Annotated in this window: 15 protein-coding genes; 4 read left to right on the top strand and 11 right to left on the bottom strand. The window is 67.0% G+C overall.

All coding sequences use genetic code 11. From position 1 onward, the window contains the following. Positions 1 to 7 precede the first annotated feature (7 nt). From DV707_RS07835 to DV707_RS07825, 3 genes are all read right to left on the bottom strand, one after another. Positions 8 to 1,768: a 2-oxo acid dehydrogenase subunit E2 gene (locus DV707_RS07835; RefSeq protein WP_103992018.1), complete on the bottom strand. Its 1,761-nt coding sequence runs from the start codon at positions 1,766 to 1,768 to the stop codon at positions 8 to 10. A gap of 89 nt (positions 1,769 to 1,857) precedes the next feature. Then, positions 1,858 to 2,823, bottom strand: coding sequence for an alpha-ketoacid dehydrogenase subunit beta (locus DV707_RS07830; protein WP_103992017.1), 966 nt, complete (start codon positions 2,821 to 2,823; stop codon positions 1,858 to 1,860). A 2-nt stretch (positions 2,824 to 2,825) separates the two neighbouring features. Beyond that, entirely contained in the window at positions 2,826 to 3,995 is a 1,170-nt protein-coding gene (locus DV707_RS07825; protein WP_103992016.1) for a thiamine pyrophosphate-dependent enzyme, read from the bottom strand. A 191-nt stretch (positions 3,996 to 4,186) separates the two neighbouring features. Here DV707_RS07825 and DV707_RS07820 point away from each other — a divergent pair, with 191 nt between their 5' ends. Both DV707_RS07820 and DV707_RS07815 read left to right on the top strand, forming a co-directional pair. Further along, positions 4,187 to 4,693, top strand: a complete 507-nt coding sequence (locus DV707_RS07820; protein ID WP_103992015.1) for a universal stress protein — start codon at positions 4,187 to 4,189, stop codon at positions 4,691 to 4,693. A 256-nt stretch (positions 4,694 to 4,949) separates the two neighbouring features. Beyond that, the gene (locus DV707_RS07815) at positions 4,950 to 5,975 is read left to right on the top strand and encodes an ABC transporter substrate-binding protein (RefSeq protein ID WP_200820900.1); all 1,026 of its coding nucleotides are present in this window, start codon (positions 4,950 to 4,952) and stop codon (positions 5,973 to 5,975) included. Between the two features lie 216 nt (positions 5,976 to 6,191). On the opposite strand, the gene DV707_RS07810 is transcribed toward DV707_RS07815, so the two are convergent. From DV707_RS07810 to DV707_RS07785, 6 genes are all read right to left on the bottom strand, one after another. Beyond that, a complete protein-coding gene (locus DV707_RS07810) occupies positions 6,192 to 7,202 on the bottom strand; it encodes a malate dehydrogenase (RefSeq protein WP_103992013.1) in 1,011 nt (336 codons plus the stop codon). A 67-nt stretch (positions 7,203 to 7,269) separates the two neighbouring features. Further along, complete coding sequence (locus tag DV707_RS07805) at positions 7,270 to 7,647, bottom strand: Rieske (2Fe-2S) protein (RefSeq protein WP_103992012.1); 378 nt, start codon at positions 7,645 to 7,647, stop codon at positions 7,270 to 7,272. Continuing rightward, positions 7,644 to 8,732 carry an amidohydrolase family protein gene (locus tag DV707_RS07800; RefSeq protein WP_103992290.1) on the bottom strand — a complete coding sequence of 363 codons (1,089 nt, stop codon included), beginning with the start codon at positions 8,730 to 8,732 and terminating at the stop codon, positions 7,644 to 7,646. The genes DV707_RS07805 and DV707_RS07800 overlap by 4 nt, the downstream gene beginning before the upstream one ends. A 480-nt stretch (positions 8,733 to 9,212) precedes the next feature. Further along, positions 9,213 to 9,998: an ABC transporter permease gene (locus DV707_RS07795; RefSeq protein ID WP_103992011.1), complete on the bottom strand. Its 786-nt coding sequence runs from the start codon at positions 9,996 to 9,998 to the stop codon at positions 9,213 to 9,215. Beyond that, positions 9,989 to 10,780 carry an ABC transporter permease gene (locus DV707_RS07790; RefSeq protein ID WP_103992010.1) on the bottom strand — a complete coding sequence of 264 codons (792 nt, stop codon included), beginning with the start codon at positions 10,778 to 10,780 and terminating at the stop codon, positions 9,989 to 9,991. The genes DV707_RS07795 and DV707_RS07790 overlap by 10 nt, the downstream gene beginning before the upstream one ends. Positions 10,781 to 10,782: 2 nt before the next feature. After that, positions 10,783 to 11,565, bottom strand: a complete 783-nt coding sequence (locus DV707_RS07785) for an ABC transporter ATP-binding protein (RefSeq protein ID WP_103992009.1) — start codon at positions 11,563 to 11,565, stop codon at positions 10,783 to 10,785. A 516-nt stretch (positions 11,566 to 12,081) separates the two neighbouring features. Here DV707_RS07785 and DV707_RS07780 point away from each other — a divergent pair. Both DV707_RS07780 and DV707_RS07775 read left to right on the top strand, forming a co-directional pair. Further along, on the top strand, positions 12,082 to 12,531 hold the full coding sequence (locus DV707_RS07780; RefSeq protein ID WP_103992008.1) for a universal stress protein: 450 nt from the start codon (positions 12,082 to 12,084) through the stop codon (positions 12,529 to 12,531). Between the two features lie 106 nt (positions 12,532 to 12,637). Continuing rightward, positions 12,638 to 13,684: a hypothetical protein gene (locus tag DV707_RS07775; protein WP_103992007.1), complete on the top strand. Its 1,047-nt coding sequence runs from the start codon at positions 12,638 to 12,640 to the stop codon at positions 13,682 to 13,684. A 76-nt stretch (positions 13,685 to 13,760) separates the two neighbouring features. Here the strand turns inward: DV707_RS07775 and DV707_RS07770 are convergent, their stop codons facing one another. Together DV707_RS07770 and DV707_RS07765 are read right to left on the bottom strand one after the other, a co-directional pair. Further along, on the bottom strand, positions 13,761 to 15,608 hold the full coding sequence (locus tag DV707_RS07770; RefSeq protein ID WP_103992006.1) for a hybrid sensor histidine kinase/response regulator: 1,848 nt from the start codon (positions 15,606 to 15,608) through the stop codon (positions 13,761 to 13,763). Positions 15,609 to 15,810: 202 nt separating this feature from the next. Then, positions 15,811 to 16,425, bottom strand: a complete 615-nt coding sequence (locus tag DV707_RS07765) for a cyclodeaminase/cyclohydrolase family protein (RefSeq protein WP_103992005.1) — start codon at positions 16,423 to 16,425, stop codon at positions 15,811 to 15,813. Between the last annotated feature and the right edge of the window lie 100 nt (positions 16,426 to 16,525).

Raw genomic sequence — 16,525 nt, 5'->3', positions numbered from 1 at the left:
CGCACGCTCACTCCAGCAGCAGCCGCGTCGGGTCGACGAGCAGTTCCTTCACGCGGTTGGAGAACTGGGCGGCGTCGGCGCCGTCGACCAGCCGGTGATCGACCGACATCGAGAAGCGCATCGTCTCGCGGGCGACGACGTCGCCGTCGACGACCCACGGGCGCTCCTTGATCGGCCCCATCGCGAAGATGGCCGCCTCGGGGTGGTTGATGATCGGAGAGGAGAACTCGCCGCCGATCACGCCGATGTTCGTGATCGTGAACGTCCCGCCCCGCATCTCCTCGGGCTTGATCTTGCGGTTTCGGGCGCGCTCGGCGAGGTCACGAATCTCCTCTGCCAACTGCTTGAGCCCCTTCTCGTCGGCGTCTTCGATCACCGGGACCATCAGTCCCGCGTCGGTCGAGACCGCGATCCCGACGTTGTACTCGTCGTGGAGGATTATCTCCTCGTTCTCCTCGTCGAGACTGGAGTTGAGGTAGGGGTACTCCTGCAACGCCGTCGTGACCGCTTTCACGACGAGCGGCAGGTACGTGAGCTTCACGCCGTCGTCCTCGGCGATCGCGGCGAGTTCCTTCCGCAACTCGACGAGTTCGGTCGCGTCGAACTCGTCGTGGTGAGAGACGTGCGGGGCGGTGTACTTCGACTCGGCCATCTGCTCGCCGATCGTCCGACGGACGCCGCGGTAGGGGACGCGCTCGCCGGAGCGCGCTTCGGCGTCGGCGTCGCCGGACTCCGTCCGGCCGCCCGAGGCGCTCTGCGCCCCGCTGTCGCCGACCGCGTCCGCCCCGACAGCTCCGTCGGCCTCGCCGGCGGAGACGGTCGACGCCTCCGATCCAGCCGTCCTCTCGGGCGACGCCGCGGCCGCATCCGCCGAGCCGCCGGCCGCGAACCGCCGGACGTCCTCGGGCGTCACGAACGGCTCCCCCTCGCGTTCCTCGCTCGCGGGCACCGAATCGAGGTCGACGCCGAGTTCCCCGGCGAGTCGTCGCGTCGCCGGCATCGCGAGCGTGCGATCGCGGTCGGCGGTGCTCCCGGCTACGGCCGCCGCAGCCGCGGACTCAACCCCGCGGTCCTCGGTCTCCGGAGCTGGCGCGTCCGACGCGCCGGCTGACGCCGACGCGGCGCTGGCGGCTGCTTCGGTCCCGTCGGCGGTCGTCCCCGTCGTCGCAGCGGCAGCAGCGGTCCCGTCTTCCGGGACGGCGGACGGTCCGTCACCGGCGTGGGCTCTGACGTCGGCCCCGGTCACGCGACCGCCCGGTCCCGAACCCTCGACGGCGGCGAGGTCGACGCCGAGTTCCCTGGCGAGCGAACGTGTGCTCGGCGCGGCGAACACGCGTCCCGAGGGAACGGGGGCGTCGACGGATTCGCCCTCCTCGGCGTCGGCCGATGCCGCCGTCTCCGCCTCGTCCTCGGTCTCCGCTGCCTCGTCGCGCTCGGCGTCCGCAGGTGCGGCGTCGGACGTCGCGGCCGACTCCAGAGATCCCTCTTCGGCGTCCGCCGCTGCCTCGGCGGCGTCGTCCTCTCCGCCGGCGACGTCGAACGTCACGAAGACCGCGTCGACCGGAACGATCTCCCCCTCGTCGTAGTGCAGTCGCGCGATCGTCCCCTCCTGTGGGCTCGGAATCTCGACGAGCGCCTTGTCGGTCTCGACCTCGGCGATGACCTGATCCTCGACGACCGACTCCCCCTCCTCGACGAGCCACGAGACGAGTTCCCCCTCGGCGATCCCCTCGCCGAGGTCCGGCAACTCGAAGGTTCGTTCTACCATACCAGTCGGTCGGGGCACGACCATTTCAGTATTTCCCTGCGCGCCGCTGCGTCGCGGACGTCGGAAACAGCCGGGAAACGGAGGTCGAATCAGTCCGAGAGCGCCGCCTCGATACCGTCGAGGATCCGCGGCGGGTGCGGGAAGTAGAAGTCCTCCATCGACAGCAGCGGAACCGGCGTGTCGAAGCCAGTGACGCGCTCGACCGGGGATTCGAGGTACATCAGCGCCTCGTCGTTGATGCGGGCGACGATCTCGCTGCCGACCCCGAGCGTCCGCGGTCCCTCGTGGACGACGACGCAGCGACCGGTCTTCTTCACCGACTCGACGACCGTCTCGGTGTCCATCGGCGAGATCGAGCGGAGGTCGATCACCTCGGCGTCGACGCTCCCGTGCTCGACCGCCTCCAGCGTCGGCGGCATCATCGCCCCCCACGCGACGACCGTGACGTCCTCGCCCTCGCTTCGGATCGCGGCCTCGCCGATCGGGACTTCGTGTTCTCCCTCGGGGATCTCTTCCCTGATGGAGCGGTAGATCCGCTTCGGTTCCATAAACAGCACCGGGTCGGGATCGCGGATCGCCGCGGTGAGCAGTCCCTTCGTGTCCGCGGGCGTGCTCGGGACGACGACCTGGAGGCCGGGGATGTGCCCGTACGCGCCCTCTAAGCTCTCGGAGTGGTGTTCCAGCGCCCGGACGCCCGCGCCGTAGGGCATCCGGACGACCATCGGCGCGCTCAGTTCGCCGCGGGTGCGCCAGCGGATCCGGCTCGCGTTCGTGACGAGCTGGTCGAACGCCGGCGGGAGGAAGCCCGAGAACTGGATCTCCGCGACCGGCCGGTAGCCGTACATCGCCATCCCGGCCGCGCCGCCGACGATCGCGATCTCCGACAGCGGCGTGTCGACCACGCGCTTGCTCCCGAACTCCTCGAGGAGTTCGTCGGTGGCGCGGAAGACCCCGCCGCTCTCGGCGACGTCCTCGCCGAAGACGACGACCCGGTCGTCGCGCTCCATCTCGGTGTGCAGTGCGTCGTTGACCGCCTGTACGATGGTTGCCTGCATAGTCATCCCTTCGGTCGCTGTTCGATGTAGTCGTACATCTCGGGGCGCCGTTCGAGGAGCTCTTCGAACTCCGCCAGTTGGCGGGCGAGTTCCGGCGGCAGTTCGTCGTAGAGGTGCGCGAACATCTCCGAGACGGCCCGCTCTTCCATCTCGTTGGCGGCCGCGAGCGCCTCGTCGAACTCGGCGTCGATCTCCTCGACGATCGCGTCGTGATCGATCTCGGACCACAGGCCCTCCGACTTCAGGAACTCCCGGTAGCGCTCGATCGGGTCGTGGGCCTCCCAGTGTTCGACCTCTTCGTCCTCCCGGTAGCGGGTGGGGTCGTCGCTCGTCGTGTGCGCGTCGAGACGGTACGTGACCGACTCGACGAACACCGGTTCGCCGTCCTTCACGCGTTCGCGCGCGGACTGGACGGCGTCGTAGACGGCGAGGACGTCCTGGCCGTCGACCCGGATCGCGTCGATGCCGTAGGCCAGCGCCTTCTGGGCGATCGTGTTCGCGCCGCTCTGTTTCCCGTACGGCATCGAGATGGCGTACCCGTTGTTCTGACAGAAGAAGAGCGCCGGCAGGCCGAGCGAGCCCGCGAGGTTGATCCCCTCGTGGGCCGCGCCGGTGCTCGTCGCGCCGTCGCCGAGGTACGCGGTCGCGACGGCGTCGGCGTCGTCCAGGTGCATCCCCCAGGCGATGCCCGCCACGAGCGGGAGGTGCGATCCGATCGAGATCGCGATCTGGGAGTTGTGCTTCGCGAAGGCCTCCTGTCCCTCTTCGATCCCCCGCCAGAACAGGATCATGTCCGTCATCGACGCGCCGCGCATAAACATCGGCGTCCACGCGCGGCCGACGTACAACCAGTCCTCGGGCCGGAGCGTGAACGCGCTCCCGATGATGCTCGCCTCCTGACCGCGGGTGGATCCGAACGTGCCGAGTTCGCCCCGCCGCTGGATGTTCACCATCCGCCGGGAGAACACCCGGTCGGTCACCATCCACCGATACAGGTCCAGAAGCTCCCCGTCGTCGAGGTCCGGGATCGCCTCCGCGTCGTACGATCCGTCCGGGGCGACGATCTGGTGGGTGGGTACCGACAGGTCCGACTGCGAGAGGTACCGCACCTCGCCACCGCCGTCGTCGCCCGTAGCCGGCGGTACTCGTATGTCTGACTCTCTATCGCTCATTCGACGACGCGTTCTTGCGCGGGCCCGGTAATAAAATCGCGGGTCGAACGCGACTCCTCGGTGCATCTCGGAGGCCGTTCCGTACCGGAGGCAAACCTCCACTCTGCCCCGGACGCGATTCCCCCTTCGATCCGACCACGACGTCGACAACTGCCACCACGATTTATTAGCCATCGGTTGGAGTATCGCCTATGACGATACTGACAGCGGTCGACGGGGAGACGGTCCCGAGCGACGCCGTAGCGCGGGGCGCAGAACTGGCGGCTGCCTTCGACGTCGATCACGTCGTCCTGCACGTGATGCCGCAGGACGTGTTCGAGAAGTTCCGCTCGGCCGCGAGCGGGTCGTCGGGTCGATCCGTCACGACGCCGGCGTCCTACGGGAGTGCGGAAGGCCGGGCGCACCAGCAGGGCTCCGGCGAGGAGTACACCGTCGAGGACGGAGAGCGGCACGCGACAGGCGTCGCGCGCGACGTGGTCCAGGAGACGCTCGACGAACCCGAGGAGACGATTCTCAAGGGTCGCGTCGGCGAACCCGTCGAAGAGATCCTCTCGGAGGCAGACCGCCGTGACGCCCAGTATCTGGTCATCGGCGGCCGGAAGCGCTCGCCCACCGGGAAGGCGCTCTTCGGGAGCAAGACGCAGTCCATCCTGCTCACCGCGGATCTACCGGTCGTCACCGTGATGTCCGGCGACTGACCTCGCAGCCGTGGTGCCGGGTGACCGACTCAGCAACCTCGGAGGCCAGAGACCGACTCCGCAACCGTGACGGCCGGCGACCGCCCCTGCAACCGTGGTGACCGGCGACCGCCCCTGCAACCGTGGTGACCGGCGACCGATCGGCAGACGACGGGGAACGGGTTGCGGTCGCCGACTCGATACGGGCGTCGACGACGGCACCGAAATGTCGATGGACAGGTGATTTTATATACCACCACATCTATCCTATTCGATGATGTCATTCGACAGCATTCGGCGTCGATCGTTTTTGAAGACGGGTGCGGCGGCCAGTACGATCGGACTGACGGGGCTCGCGGGTTGTTCCAGTATCACCGGTGGCGGGACGCCTGAACTCGGACTCGCCTTTACGGTTCCCGTCGAGAACTTCGGGTCGCTGTTCGCGATCGAGGAGCTACAGGACCAGGTCTCGAATCTGGGCTCGGAGTACGAACTCAGCGTGTCGCGAAACGAGAGCACGCCCGACTCGCTCAACGCGATGGCCGCCGGAGAGGTAGATATGGCGCTTCTCACCACCGTGAGCTACGCCTCTGCGGTCCGCCAGGAGGCGGTCCCGGGCAACATCTCGATGATCGCGACCGACTTCTGGGACGCCCATCCGGAGTGGTACGGGTTCACCATCTTCTCCGGTCCCGACTCGGACATCACCGAAATCGCCGATCTGGAGGGCGCAAACGTCGGCGTGAACGCGCAGGGGACCGGCACGCACGCCGTCCTCGAAAAGGGGATCCGGCAGGCCGACCTCGAGTTCGGCACCGACGCCGAGATCGTCGAACTGCCGTTCCCGACGTTCGTCTCCGCGATCAACGACGGCCGGATCGACGCCGGGATCTTCCCCGCGCTGTTCGCCGTCGCGGCGCGGGCGGAGGGCTTCACCGAGGTGTACAAGAGCCAGGACCTCTGGGACGAGGCGTACCCCTTCGCGTACACCGTCGCGTCGAACAACTCCCTCGACGAGAACGGCGACGCCATCGCCGCGTTCGGGGAGGACCTCGACGAACTCGTCGAGTACTGTTACGACAACCGCAGCGAGGTCGTCTCCCTGGCCGCGGAGCACTTCGAACTCCCCGAACAGGTCGTCGACGGCTTCTTCCTCACGAACAACGACTACTACCGTCAGGACATCACGATCGACATCGACCGCCTCCAGTTCGCCATCGACGAACTCGTCGAACTCGGGTTCGTCGAAGAGAGCTTCGACGTCGGCGAGTACGCGACGAACGAGTACGTCCCGTCGAACTGAACGGGCTCGCGGGATTCTCCGCGGATTTACAGCCGACAGTATCAGCCCACCGGCCCTCCCGGGTCGACGCTCGGCCCCGCGGCCGCCGCCGACGAGCGACCACGGACACCCGATCGACGACGACGATACGCGCAGTCGATCACCCTCCCGTCCCGCTGCCCGCTCTCGTTTCCGTCCCGTTATGCGGTACGGACGGGTTCGACGGACGTGACGGACTCAGCCGTCGTATCCCTTCGCGCCGATCCGAGCCAGGTCCGCCCGGACCGCGTCGGCCGCCGTCGCGAGTTCGTCGGCCTCGACGTCGGGAAGGTCCCACTCGTGAATCGCGGCGACGCCGCCCTCGTCGAGGTCGACCGGAACGCTGAGTGCGAGATCCGCGAAGCCGTACTCGCCGTCGAGCGGCGTCGAGAGACAGAACGGCTCTCCGAGACGGCCATGGGGGTCCTCGCCGTCCGGCTCCGATCCGGCCGCGATCGAGCGGATCACGCGCGTGACGCCCGCGCTCGTCACCCACCGCGACGTCTCGTTGACGCCGCGCTCCTTCGCGATGTCGAACGGGATGTCGAGGACGTACTCCCGTATCGCCTCGCGGTCGAGGTCGTCGCCGGCGACCGGTTCGCCGCCCGCCCGCGCCCGCGAGAGGATCGGGACGACGTTCTCGCCGTGTTCGCCCATCATCGGACAGTAGACCTCGTTGGGGTGCACCCCAAGTTCCGAGCCGACGGCGTCGGCGACGCGGGCGCTCTCCGAGAGCGAGTACCCGAGGAAGCAGCGCCGCGGCCACTCCAGGAGCGAGTAGAACTGATAGACGAGTCGGTCGATCGGGTTCGTCACGACCAGAAGCGGCGTCGGATCCAGCGGGCGGAGCTCCTCGGCGACGTCCGCGACGATCGAGAGGTTCCGATCGAGTTCGGCCTCGCGCGCGCCGCGGCCCGTCGCGTCCTCCGGTTGCGGTGCCGCCGCGTTGAACACGAGCAGGTCCGGCGCCAGTTCCGCCAGTTCGTCGGGCGTCGCGGCCCGGACCGTTCCGACGTCGTCGCCGGCGAGCGACGCGCCTGGCGCGTTCGAGAAGTGATAACTCGCGTGTGAGATGTCTTTTCCGTGCGCCCACGCGGCGCCCTCGTTGATGTCGACGAGCGAGACGTCGACGGTCGGTGCCAGTCCGGCGAGCGTGTAGGCGACGGTCGAACCGATGGTGCTCGCGCCGCCGATGATCGCGACGTGCATACCGGTAGCTCACCGCTCGAACACAAGTAGATTGTCCCGGAGGCGGCACTTCGGACCGATCGATCGACTAGTCGCCGCCGTCGACGTAGACGACGCCGTCCTCGACGACGACGTCGTAGGTGGGGACCCTGATCCGGTCGTCCCCGATGTGTTTGCCCGTCTCCAACTCGAAGGACCACCCGTGCCACGGACAGGAGACGATGCAGTTGTCGCTGTAGTGCTGGTCGATGCGCTCGCCCGTCCCGGTGAACTCGCCGACGAGTTCGCGCTGGACGTTCCCCTTGCAGACCGGGCCGCCGTCGTGCGGGCACTGGTTCCGCAGGGCGTAGAACTCGCCCTCGGCCTTGATCACGCCCACCTCCGCGCGGCCGACTTCGACGAGCGCGTGGTCGCCGTCGTCGAACTCCTCGGCCGGGCCGACCTCGACGAGTCCGTCGGCGCTCATACGCCGAACACCTCCATCGCGTTGCCGGCGAGTATCGCTCTCCTGTCGTCGTCGTCGAGCATCGGGAGGTCGTTGATGATCGAGGGGCTGTCGAAGTCCCAGTGGGGGTAATCGGAGGCGTACAGGAGTCGGTCGGTGCCGACCATATCGAAGCAGAGTTCCAGCAGGTCGTTGCGGGCGGAGATCTCCAGCGGCTGGGTGCCGAAGTAGAAGTCCGTGATGTACTCGCTGGGGCGGGTGTCCAGTAGCGGCGCTTCCTCGGGGCGTTTGAGGTACTCCTCGTCGAGGCGGCTGACGAGGCCGGGGATGTAGGTGACGCCCGACTCCATAAAGACGATGTCCAGATCGGGGTACTTTTCGGGGACGCCCTGACAGGCGACGCTGACGATCTGGGACATGTTCGATTCGAGGAATCCGAGCGTGTGGGTCTCGATCATCTCCTGGTAGCCCGCGCGAACGTACTCGTCGAGGCCCGACCCGCCCGTGTGATACACGACGGGGAAGTCCATCTGCTCACAGCGCTCGTAGATCGGATCGTACTTTCTGTTCCCCAGCGGCGGACTCGCCCCCGCCGTCACGAAACACGCCCCCACGAACGCCTCCTCGTCCTCCACCCGGTCGAGGATCCGGAGGGAGGCGTCGACGTCGCCGTAGGGCATCGGGGCGAGGCCGTAGACGCCCTCGTCGGGGTCGAGCACCTCCGCCAGCATGTACTCGACGTACGCCTCCGTGAACGCCTGGACGCGTTCGTCGTCGGCGTTGACCCCGCCCATCGCGAGGATGAGATGTGAGATCTGCAGGGAGACGTCGATGTCGAGGAAGTCCATCCCCTCGCGGACGCGTTCCGGCTCTTCGGGTTCGTCGGGGTAGTTCGAGTGCTCGCGCAGCACTTTCCCGTAGTTCTGCCTGTCGCCCGTCGACGTCGGGAAGAACGAACTGAGGTTCTGTTTCACCCCGGCGTCGTCCCAGTTGCTGTTCTTGTACTTCGTGTTCCACGGTTCGGGCATGTACTCCGCGACTTCCTTGAACGAGTCCTGGTAGTGCCAGTCGCAGTCGACGACCCGCGTCTCGGACGCGTCGATCATCGCCGCGTCCCCCTTCCGGATACGACGACCGCCGGCGCCGACGGAGGGCACTCACAGACCGTGCGACCGTGACAGAGAGTCGTTGGCATACAGAGGTATCTTTGATGTACATCCATTTAGGTTTTTGTGCCCCGTTGGCGGTACTGTTTAGTTAGGAGTGAAATCGGTGGGAAGGATGCAGGGAAGCCCTCGGAAGCCCCCGCGTTCTCGACTCGATGCGCTCGCTGCGCTCCTCGTCGCTCACTGTGTTCGCTCCTGCGGTGCTTACGTCGCGCGTCGTCGTCGAGAACGCGGCCCCTTCCATTCCCGCCCGTCGGTGGTTTTCCGGGTGGGAGTCGCTTAACTAAACACGACCCCGTTGGCTCCCGAGGTGAGACGGCGGAGGCGACGGCGACGAAGCAAAGTCAGTAGGGGATGCAGGTCTCGAAGCGCTCGGGGTCGGTGGAGAAAACGGATCGGTGCCGACGGACGGAGCAGCTCCTACGTCCAGTGCAGGAGTCGGTTCCGGGTGAATCGGAGCAGGCGGTCGAGACCGATCCCGATGAACATGATCGCGATGATCGCCGCGTAGACCTGCTCGGACTCGAAGGAACGGACGCCCTGGATCTCTAAGGCCCCGAGTCCGCCACCGCCGGCCACCATCTCGAAGACGAACGTGATGATGAGCGACAGCGGCATCGCGATCTGAAAGCCCGTGAGGATGCCCGGCAGCGCCGCGGGCATAATCACGCGCCAGAGGAGTCGTCGGTCACCGGTCCCCATCATCTGCGCCGACCAGATGAGGTTCGTCTGGACCTGTCGCGTGCTGTCGCGCGCGTTGACGGCGACGGGCCAGAACGTCCCGACGGCGACCATGATGATCTTCGAGAGGTCGCCGATCCCGAACCAGAGCATGAACACCGGGATGAGCGAGATGATCGGGACGGGGTAGCCGATCTTGATGATCGGATCGAAGAACCAGTCGACGAGGTCGTTCCGCGCGGAGAGAACGCCGACGATCACGCCGAGCACCGACGCGATGGCGAGGCCGATGAGCGCCCGATAGAGGGTCAGATACGCGTTGTACAGCATCTCCCCGTTGAGCGTCAGTTCGACGAACCGGGCGACGATCGCCGACAGCGGCGGCAGGAAGTAGTAGTGGATGAGACCGAGCTGGCCGACGACCTCCCAGAGCACGAGGAGGATCACGAGCGAGTAGATCGACTTCCCGATGTCGATGACTCGCGAGAGGTCGAACCCGCCCTCGGCGTCTGCGGTTACGTCCATACTAACACCCTGTCACGCGTCTCCTCGAAGCCACGGACCGCCACGAACGCGACGGCGGAGATGATGACGATGTTCGCGAACATCGTCGGGTAGTTGCCGATCTGTCCGGACGTGAGGATCAGGTAGCCGATCCCCTGGTTCGACGCGATGAGTTCGGCGCTCACCAGCGCGATGAACGCGATCGGGACCGCCTGTCTGACTCCCGTCATAATCTCGGGAACCGTCGCCGGGAAGATCACCTTGTACAGCATCTCACGGTCGCTCGTGCCCATCATCTGCGCCGACCAGACCAGGTTCTGATCGACGTCGACGGCCGCGTTGTAGGCGTTGAGCACGATCGGGAGCAGGCACGCGAGGAAGACGATGAGGATCGCCGCCTCGGTGCCGACGCCGAGCCACAGGATCGCGAGCGGGACGAGCGCCGTCTTCGGGATGGGGTAGGTCATAGAGAGGAAGATATCGAAGAAGTTCTCGACGGGGTCCGACCGGGCCATCCCGATCCCGAGGAGCACGCCGATGAGGATGCTCAGACCCAGTCCGACGCCGATCCGGAACAGCGAGATGAAGAGATGTGAGAACACCTCGCCGGTGACGACGAGGTTCGCGATGCGGCTCGAAACGGTGGTCGGCGGGGGGAGGACCGCCTCCGCGACGACCGTTCCGCTCGCGATCTCCCAGAGCACGACGAGGATGCCGAGCGGGATCCAGTCGACGAGCGTCTGGGCGACGCCCTGGACGGGAGCCGGAAGCCCCTCGATTCGGCGCGAGGTCGCGTGTCGCACGGCTACAGCTTCACCTCCGTTTGGGTCTCCTCGTGGAGGGACTTCCAGACGGTGTTCTTGTAGTCGGCGAACTCGTCGGAGGTGACGATGTCCTCGCGCGTGCCCGAGCGGTCGAGGCCGACTTCCGTGACCGTCTTCTTCGTTCCGGGGTGTCGCGTCATGATCAGCACGCGCTCGGAGAGGTAGACCGCCTCCTCGACGTCGTGGGTGATGAACACGATCGTCTTCCCGAGATCGTCCCAGATGTCACGTAGCTGATCCTGAAGCGCCTCGCGCAGCGGCTGGTCCAGCGCGCCGAAGGGCTCGTCCATCAGCAGGATCTTCGGTTCGTACGCGAGCGTGCGCGCGATGCCGACGCGCTGTTTCATCCCGCCGGAGAGCTCCTTGGGGTACTTGTCCTCGAAGCCGTCGAGGTCGACCAGGTCGATGTACTTCTGGGCGATGCTCTGTCGCTCCTCCTTCGGGACGCCGTCCTCTTCGAGGCCGTACGTGACGTTCTCGAAGACGGTCCGCCAGGGGAACAGCGCGTAGTCCTGAAAGACGACGCCGCGGTCGGTCCCGGGGCCGTCGATCGGTTCCCCGTCGACGGCGATGGTCCCGCTCGTGACGTCGAGGAAGCCCGCGATGAGGTACAGAAGCGTGCTCTTGCCGCACCCGCTCGGTCCGACGACGCTGACGAACTCGCCGCCCTCGACCTCGAAGGAGAGGTCCTCGATCGCTTTCGTCCGCTCTGCGCCCTCGCCGTACACCTTCTCCAGTTCGGATATCGTGACGCGTCCGTCCATCACTCGATCACCCTCTCGGACACGCTTCGACTGTTCTGGTCTCCTGTCCCGTCGTCGCCGTCGCAGCTATCGTTCGTGCTCATTGAGATCTCCGTCTGTCACTGCAGGTTCCTTGATACCGTGGCACGCCGAACGTCGGTCGGTGGTAACTCCCGGGGACGTCCGGCCCCGGTGGATGCCCGGTCGATGTCGCGGTCGGCCGCCGTGGACCGCTATTGGTACCACGTAACATAATGCCGTTACAGCATCCATCCTACAAAAGCCTTCCTTACGACGCGACGCTTTCGAGACGGGAATACCGTCGCGATGGCTCCGTTTCGTAGTATTAAAACCCCTATATAGTTGTTATATTTGATAAATAATTAGTTTTGAAAAGCGTTCTACCTCCTTTTTACGAAGTTTAGACAGTATTTTTCTTTTCTCGATTGATGAAATCTTATTATAGTTTATTTTTGTCGTCCGGGAGAACTCATACAGACACCGACATTTTTCGTGCTGGGGCGCGTAGCTGCGCGTATGTTCGAGAACGTACTACTCGCGACAGGCGGCGAGGCCGCATCCGACAGAGCAACCGACCACGCGATCGAACTGGCCGCCCACCACGACGCCACGCTACACGTTCTCTACGTGGTCGATAGCGACGTCTACGACGCCTACAGCGGCGACGAGTACGTCGACGGCCGGGAGGGACCGGAACACGGCCTCGAAGAGGTCGGCGAGGAGGCCATCGCGGCGGTCTCCGAGCGGGCGGCCGACCGCGGCGTCGACGTCGAGGGCCACATCGAACACGGGCAACCGCCCGAGACCATCGTCGAGTTCGCCCGCGAGGCGGGCGTCGATCTCGTGGTGCTCGGCACCCGACGTCGGCCCGACGAGTACCGGAGCCTGCTCGGCAGCGTCACCGACCGCGTCCTCCGTCTCGCGGAGATGCCCGTCACCGTGGTCAAGACGCCCGTCGAGCCCTGATCGCGACGGGTCGGTCGGCGCGGATCGTTCCACCGGACCGACGCGGATCGTTGCACAGGGTGACGCGGATTTTTGTACTTGGCCGCGAGACTGACAGACGGTCCCGATGTCAACTCCCTCCAGACGGCGAGTGCTCGGCTCGCTGGCCACCGCAGCGCTCGCCGCGTCCGCCGGCTGTCTCGGCGTGTTCGACCGAAGCGGCGCGGACGACGGCGGTCGCGTCCTCGAACTGATGCTGACTCGACGCGGAAGCACCCTCCGTGAGAATTTCGTAGTCGACCTCGGAGAGACCCGTCCCGAGTGGGACGAGGCGGCGTTCGAGGCGACCCTCGACGGCGAGGAGTACACCACGCAGTACCGGAAGCCCTTCTACTCGACCCCCGACGACCCGAAGTACGCCGAATCGGGCGGGACGTACTACCGGCTCGGTTCCGTCGTCGTCGACGAGGTCGAGACGACCCGACCGGTGCTGCGGCTCTATTCGGCCGAACCCTCGGCGGAAGCGGAGACGGCCGATGACGACGCCGGTGACGCTGGTGCGGACTCCAACGGCGGTGGCGCCGGTGACGGCGCGGACGCCGAGGGCGTCGTCGACGCCGGTCAGCTTCCCGAGGCGGACGCGACGGCGGTCCACGTCGCACACCTCGCCGCCCGGGCGCGCGGGAACACAGGCGGGGCACCGTGGGGGCTGGTGCAGCGCGGCGGATACGTCTACCGCGACGAAACTGCCGTCGAGACGAGCGAACTGCTGGCGGACGACGCCCCCGCGTTCGTCCGCTACCGCGACCGGCGGTACCGGGCCGAAGTGTCGCGGGAGCGATTCTACGAACCCGTCTATCGGGCGACCGTCGAACCGGTCGCGACGTCGCCCGAAGAGATGGAGCGGGTGCTCCGCGCCGGCCACCTCGAAGCGCGAGTCTCGCGCTCGGACCTCTCGTCGGAGGCTCGCGAGATCTTCCGCGCCGCGGAGCGAGACGGGTACAGCGAGTCGCGCCCCTACTCGGACGCCTACGAGGCCGTCCTGCGTGCGATTCACCGGCGACCGTACCTGGACGGGAACGTGGAGAAGGACGCCGGTGTCGATCCCGACGAGCCCCGGCTGATCAGGTACGGCGACGTGTACTACGAGGCCTGGCTGCAGTTCCGGACGTGAGCGGTGCCGACCGGCCGGCCGGTATCGACGTCCACCCGCTCCCGACGGCGCGGGCTTCCGGTCGCGACGCGTCGCCTCACTCCGTGTGGATCACGAATCGAACGCCGTCCAGTCGCTCTGCGTCGTCGACGTCGATCTCCCAACCGTGGGCGGAGACGATCTGCCTGACGCTGGCGAGTCCCATTCCGGTCCCGTCGTCGTCGCGTTTCGTCGAGAACCCCGGCGAGAACACTCGACCGCGGTGCTCCGGATCGATCCCCGGACCGGAGTCCTCGTAGTAGAACCCGCCGTCGGTTTCCCCGACGCGAACGTCGACGTCGTCGCCGCCGTGCTCGACGGAGTTGCGGACCAGGTTCTCGAGGAGGCGCTGGAGCGCCTCGCGGTCGGCCGCGACCTCGATCGCGCCGTCGGTCCGAAACGATGCTTCCGCCGGGGGATCTACGGTCTCCCAGACGGTGTCGAGGACGTCGTCGACCGCGAGAATCGCCGGCTCGGAGACGATATCCCCGCTCCGGAGGGTATCGACGAGGTCCGTTCGGAGTTCGTCGATCCGCTCGATCGCGTCGATCGCGCGTTCGATGTGGGCGTCGTCGCCGGTCTCCAGGGCCAGTTCCAGCCGGCCGCGAGCCGCCGAGATCGGGCTCTGGAAATCGTGTGAGACGAAGCTCGCGAACTCGTCGAGCCGCTCGTACTGCCGTTCGAGCTTCTCCTCGCGCTCCCGCCGCGCGGTGACGTCCCGCGCGGACACCACGATCGCGGTCACGGTCCCGGCGTCGTCGGTCACCGGCCTGAAGAACCCCTGGACGGTGATCGGATCGCCCGCGGGGTTCGGATGCGTGGCCTCGTAGCTCACGTACTCGCCGGCAGCGGCGAGTCGCACCCACTCCCTGACGTCCTCGCGCATCTCCGCCGTCCACCAGGGCGTCTCCGAGAAGTCCTCGCCGATCACGTCCTCGGGCTCGATCCCGACGTACTCGAGCGCCGTTCGGTTGACCTCCTCCACCCGGCCGTCGGTGTCGAGGAGGCCGACCAACAGGTTCGGGTCGTCGAAGATGGCTCGGAACCGCCGTTCGCTCCGCTGGAGTTCCCGCTCGCGGCGTTTCGACTCGGTGACGTCGGTGATGAACCCCTCGATGATCGTCGCCCGGTCTGCGGCGGCCGCGTCGCCGCCGGCGCTCGGGCCGTCACCGACGTCGACGCCCGAATCGGTAACGGTGCGCCCCTGCTCCCACATCCACCGCACTTCCTCGTCGGCCGTCACGACGCGGTACGTGCACTCGAACGGCTCTCCGCGTTCGATCGCCGCCTGAACCTCCTCCCACGCCCGTTCCCTGTCGTCGGGGTGCAGCACCTCCTCGCCCCAGTTCACCTCGTTGGCCGCCAGTGTCTCCGCGGAGTATCCGACGAGGTCCTCGGCCTCGCCGGCGACGTACTCCATCGGCCATCCGGGCTCGTTTCGACACCGGTAGACGATGCCCGGTAAGTTGCTGATGAGGGTTTCGAGCCGGCGTTTGCGGCGGTCGGCCCGCTGGTCCGCGCGTCGCCGTTCGACGGCGTTCTCGATCCGGTTCGCGAGGAGCGCGTACTGTTCCGCAGAGCCTCGTTTCCGGAAGTAATCGGTCACGCCCGCCGAGATAGACTTGCTCGCGACCGCTTCGGATCCCGTCCCGGTGAACAAGATGAAAGGGAGCCCCGGAGACTCCGCTCGAACCGCGTCGAGAAAATCGAGGCCCGTGGTGCTCGGGAACTCGTGATCGGCGACGACGCAGTCGACCGCCTCCTCGCGGACCCTCGCGAGTCCGCCGTCGGGGCGCCGTTCGGCCACGACGTCGAGACGATCGCTCGCACGCTGCAGGGACTCGACCGTCAACTGCCGGAACTGCGGGTCGGATTCGACGTAGAGAACCCGAATCGGGCCGTCCATTGTTTGCCCCACCGATCGGGCCCCTATTAGTCATTTCCACCGTATCAAAGAGCCGATACGAACGTGGTGGACGGTGGGCGGCTCTGCGGACCGCTCTCGTCGGCTCGGCGGCTAGCGGCCGTTCGGTCCGACTCGGCGGCCGTTCGATCCGACTCGGCGGCCGTTCGATCCGATTCGGTGGCCGTTCGGTCCGATTCGGTGGCTAGCGGCCGCTACAGTCGTCGCTCAGGATCTCGCTGCGGACCTCCGCCGCCGACGACGAGACCGCGTCGGCGCGGTCGGTCATCGTCTCGGCGAACGAGTGGTCTGAGAGCGCCGCCGCGTTCACCCGGACCGTCGAGAGCGACGCCTGGACTGCGGCGTCGGCGAGGTAGGCCCCGGCTCTCGCGTCGGCCGCGACGCCCGAACGGCCGCGTTCGACGACGGCGGCGGCGTCTTCGAGAACCGCCAGCGACGACTCCGCGGTCGCGAGCGGGATTCCCGAAGCGCGCTTTGCGAGGCGGTCGGTCGGCTCTCCATCGCCACCGAAGAGTTCGTCCACGAGCGTCGCGTCCTGCGCAGCCAGCGCCAGCAGCTCGCGTCGCTGCCGGGCGAGATCGTCCCTGATCACCTCGAACGACCGCTCCGCTGCTCCGTCCCCCTGACGGACGGTCGCGTCGCTCGCCTCACCGGCGTTCGTCGTGTGGATGCAGGCCATCTCACAGAGCGCCGCCCCCATCGCACCGGCGACGGCCACGACGGTGCCGCCCGCGGGCGCGACCCGCTCGGAGGCGACGTCGTCGAGGAACGCTCCGATCCGGACGTCGTCGTAGCTCATAGCCGCCCTCGGTGCCGCGAGGTCAAGAAGGTCCGGCCGAACGGCCGACGCCCCGGCGGCGAGCGGGGGCCACGGGTGGTCCCCAACCGGAACGGCCGCG

Origin of the sequence: Halobellus limi (assembly GCF_004799685.1) — an archaeon.
GTDB classification, from domain to species: Archaea; Halobacteriota; Halobacteria; order Halobacteriales; family Haloferacaceae; genus Haloquadratum; species Haloquadratum limi.
Note: the sequence above shows the minus strand (reverse complement) of the source record. Positions and strands in the feature narration are given on the sequence as shown.

Coding starts and splice junctions, on each gene's coding strand:
- DV707_RS07775 (WP_103992007.1), top strand. CDS start 12,638: ATGTCAACTCCCTCCAGACGGCGAGTGCTCGGCTCGCTGGCCACCGCA.
- DV707_RS07820 (WP_103992015.1), top strand. CDS start 4,187: ATGACGATACTGACAGCGGTCGACGGGGAGACGGTCCCGAGCGACGCC.
- DV707_RS07810 (WP_103992013.1), bottom strand. CDS start 7,202: ATGCACGTCGCGATCATCGGCGGCGCGAGCACCATCGGTTCGACCGTC.
- DV707_RS07795 (WP_103992011.1), bottom strand. CDS start 9,998: ATGGACGTAACCGCAGACGCCGAGGGCGGGTTCGACCTCTCGCGAGTC.
- DV707_RS07825 (WP_103992016.1), bottom strand. CDS start 3,995: ATGAGCGATAGAGAGTCAGACATACGAGTACCGCCGGCTACGGGCGAC.
- DV707_RS07780 (WP_103992008.1), top strand. CDS start 12,082: ATGTTCGAGAACGTACTACTCGCGACAGGCGGCGAGGCCGCATCCGAC.
- DV707_RS07805 (WP_103992012.1), bottom strand. CDS start 7,647: ATGAGCGCCGACGGACTCGTCGAGGTCGGCCCGGCCGAGGAGTTCGAC.
- DV707_RS07835 (WP_103992018.1), bottom strand. CDS start 1,768: ATGGTAGAACGAACCTTCGAGTTGCCGGACCTCGGCGAGGGGATCGCC.
- DV707_RS07770 (WP_103992006.1), bottom strand. CDS start 15,608: ATGGACGGCCCGATTCGGGTTCTCTACGTCGAATCCGACCCGCAGTTC.
- DV707_RS07830 (WP_103992017.1), bottom strand. CDS start 2,823: ATGCAGGCAACCATCGTACAGGCGGTCAACGACGCACTGCACACCGAG.
- DV707_RS07765 (WP_103992005.1), bottom strand. CDS start 16,425: ATGAGCTACGACGACGTCCGGATCGGAGCGTTCCTCGACGACGTCGCC.
- DV707_RS07815 (WP_200820900.1), top strand. CDS start 4,950: ATGTCATTCGACAGCATTCGGCGTCGATCGTTTTTGAAGACGGGTGCG.
- DV707_RS07785 (WP_103992009.1), bottom strand. CDS start 11,565: ATGGACGGACGCGTCACGATATCCGAACTGGAGAAGGTGTACGGCGAG.
- DV707_RS07800 (WP_103992290.1), bottom strand. CDS start 8,732: ATGATCGACGCGTCCGAGACGCGGGTCGTCGACTGCGACTGGCACTAC.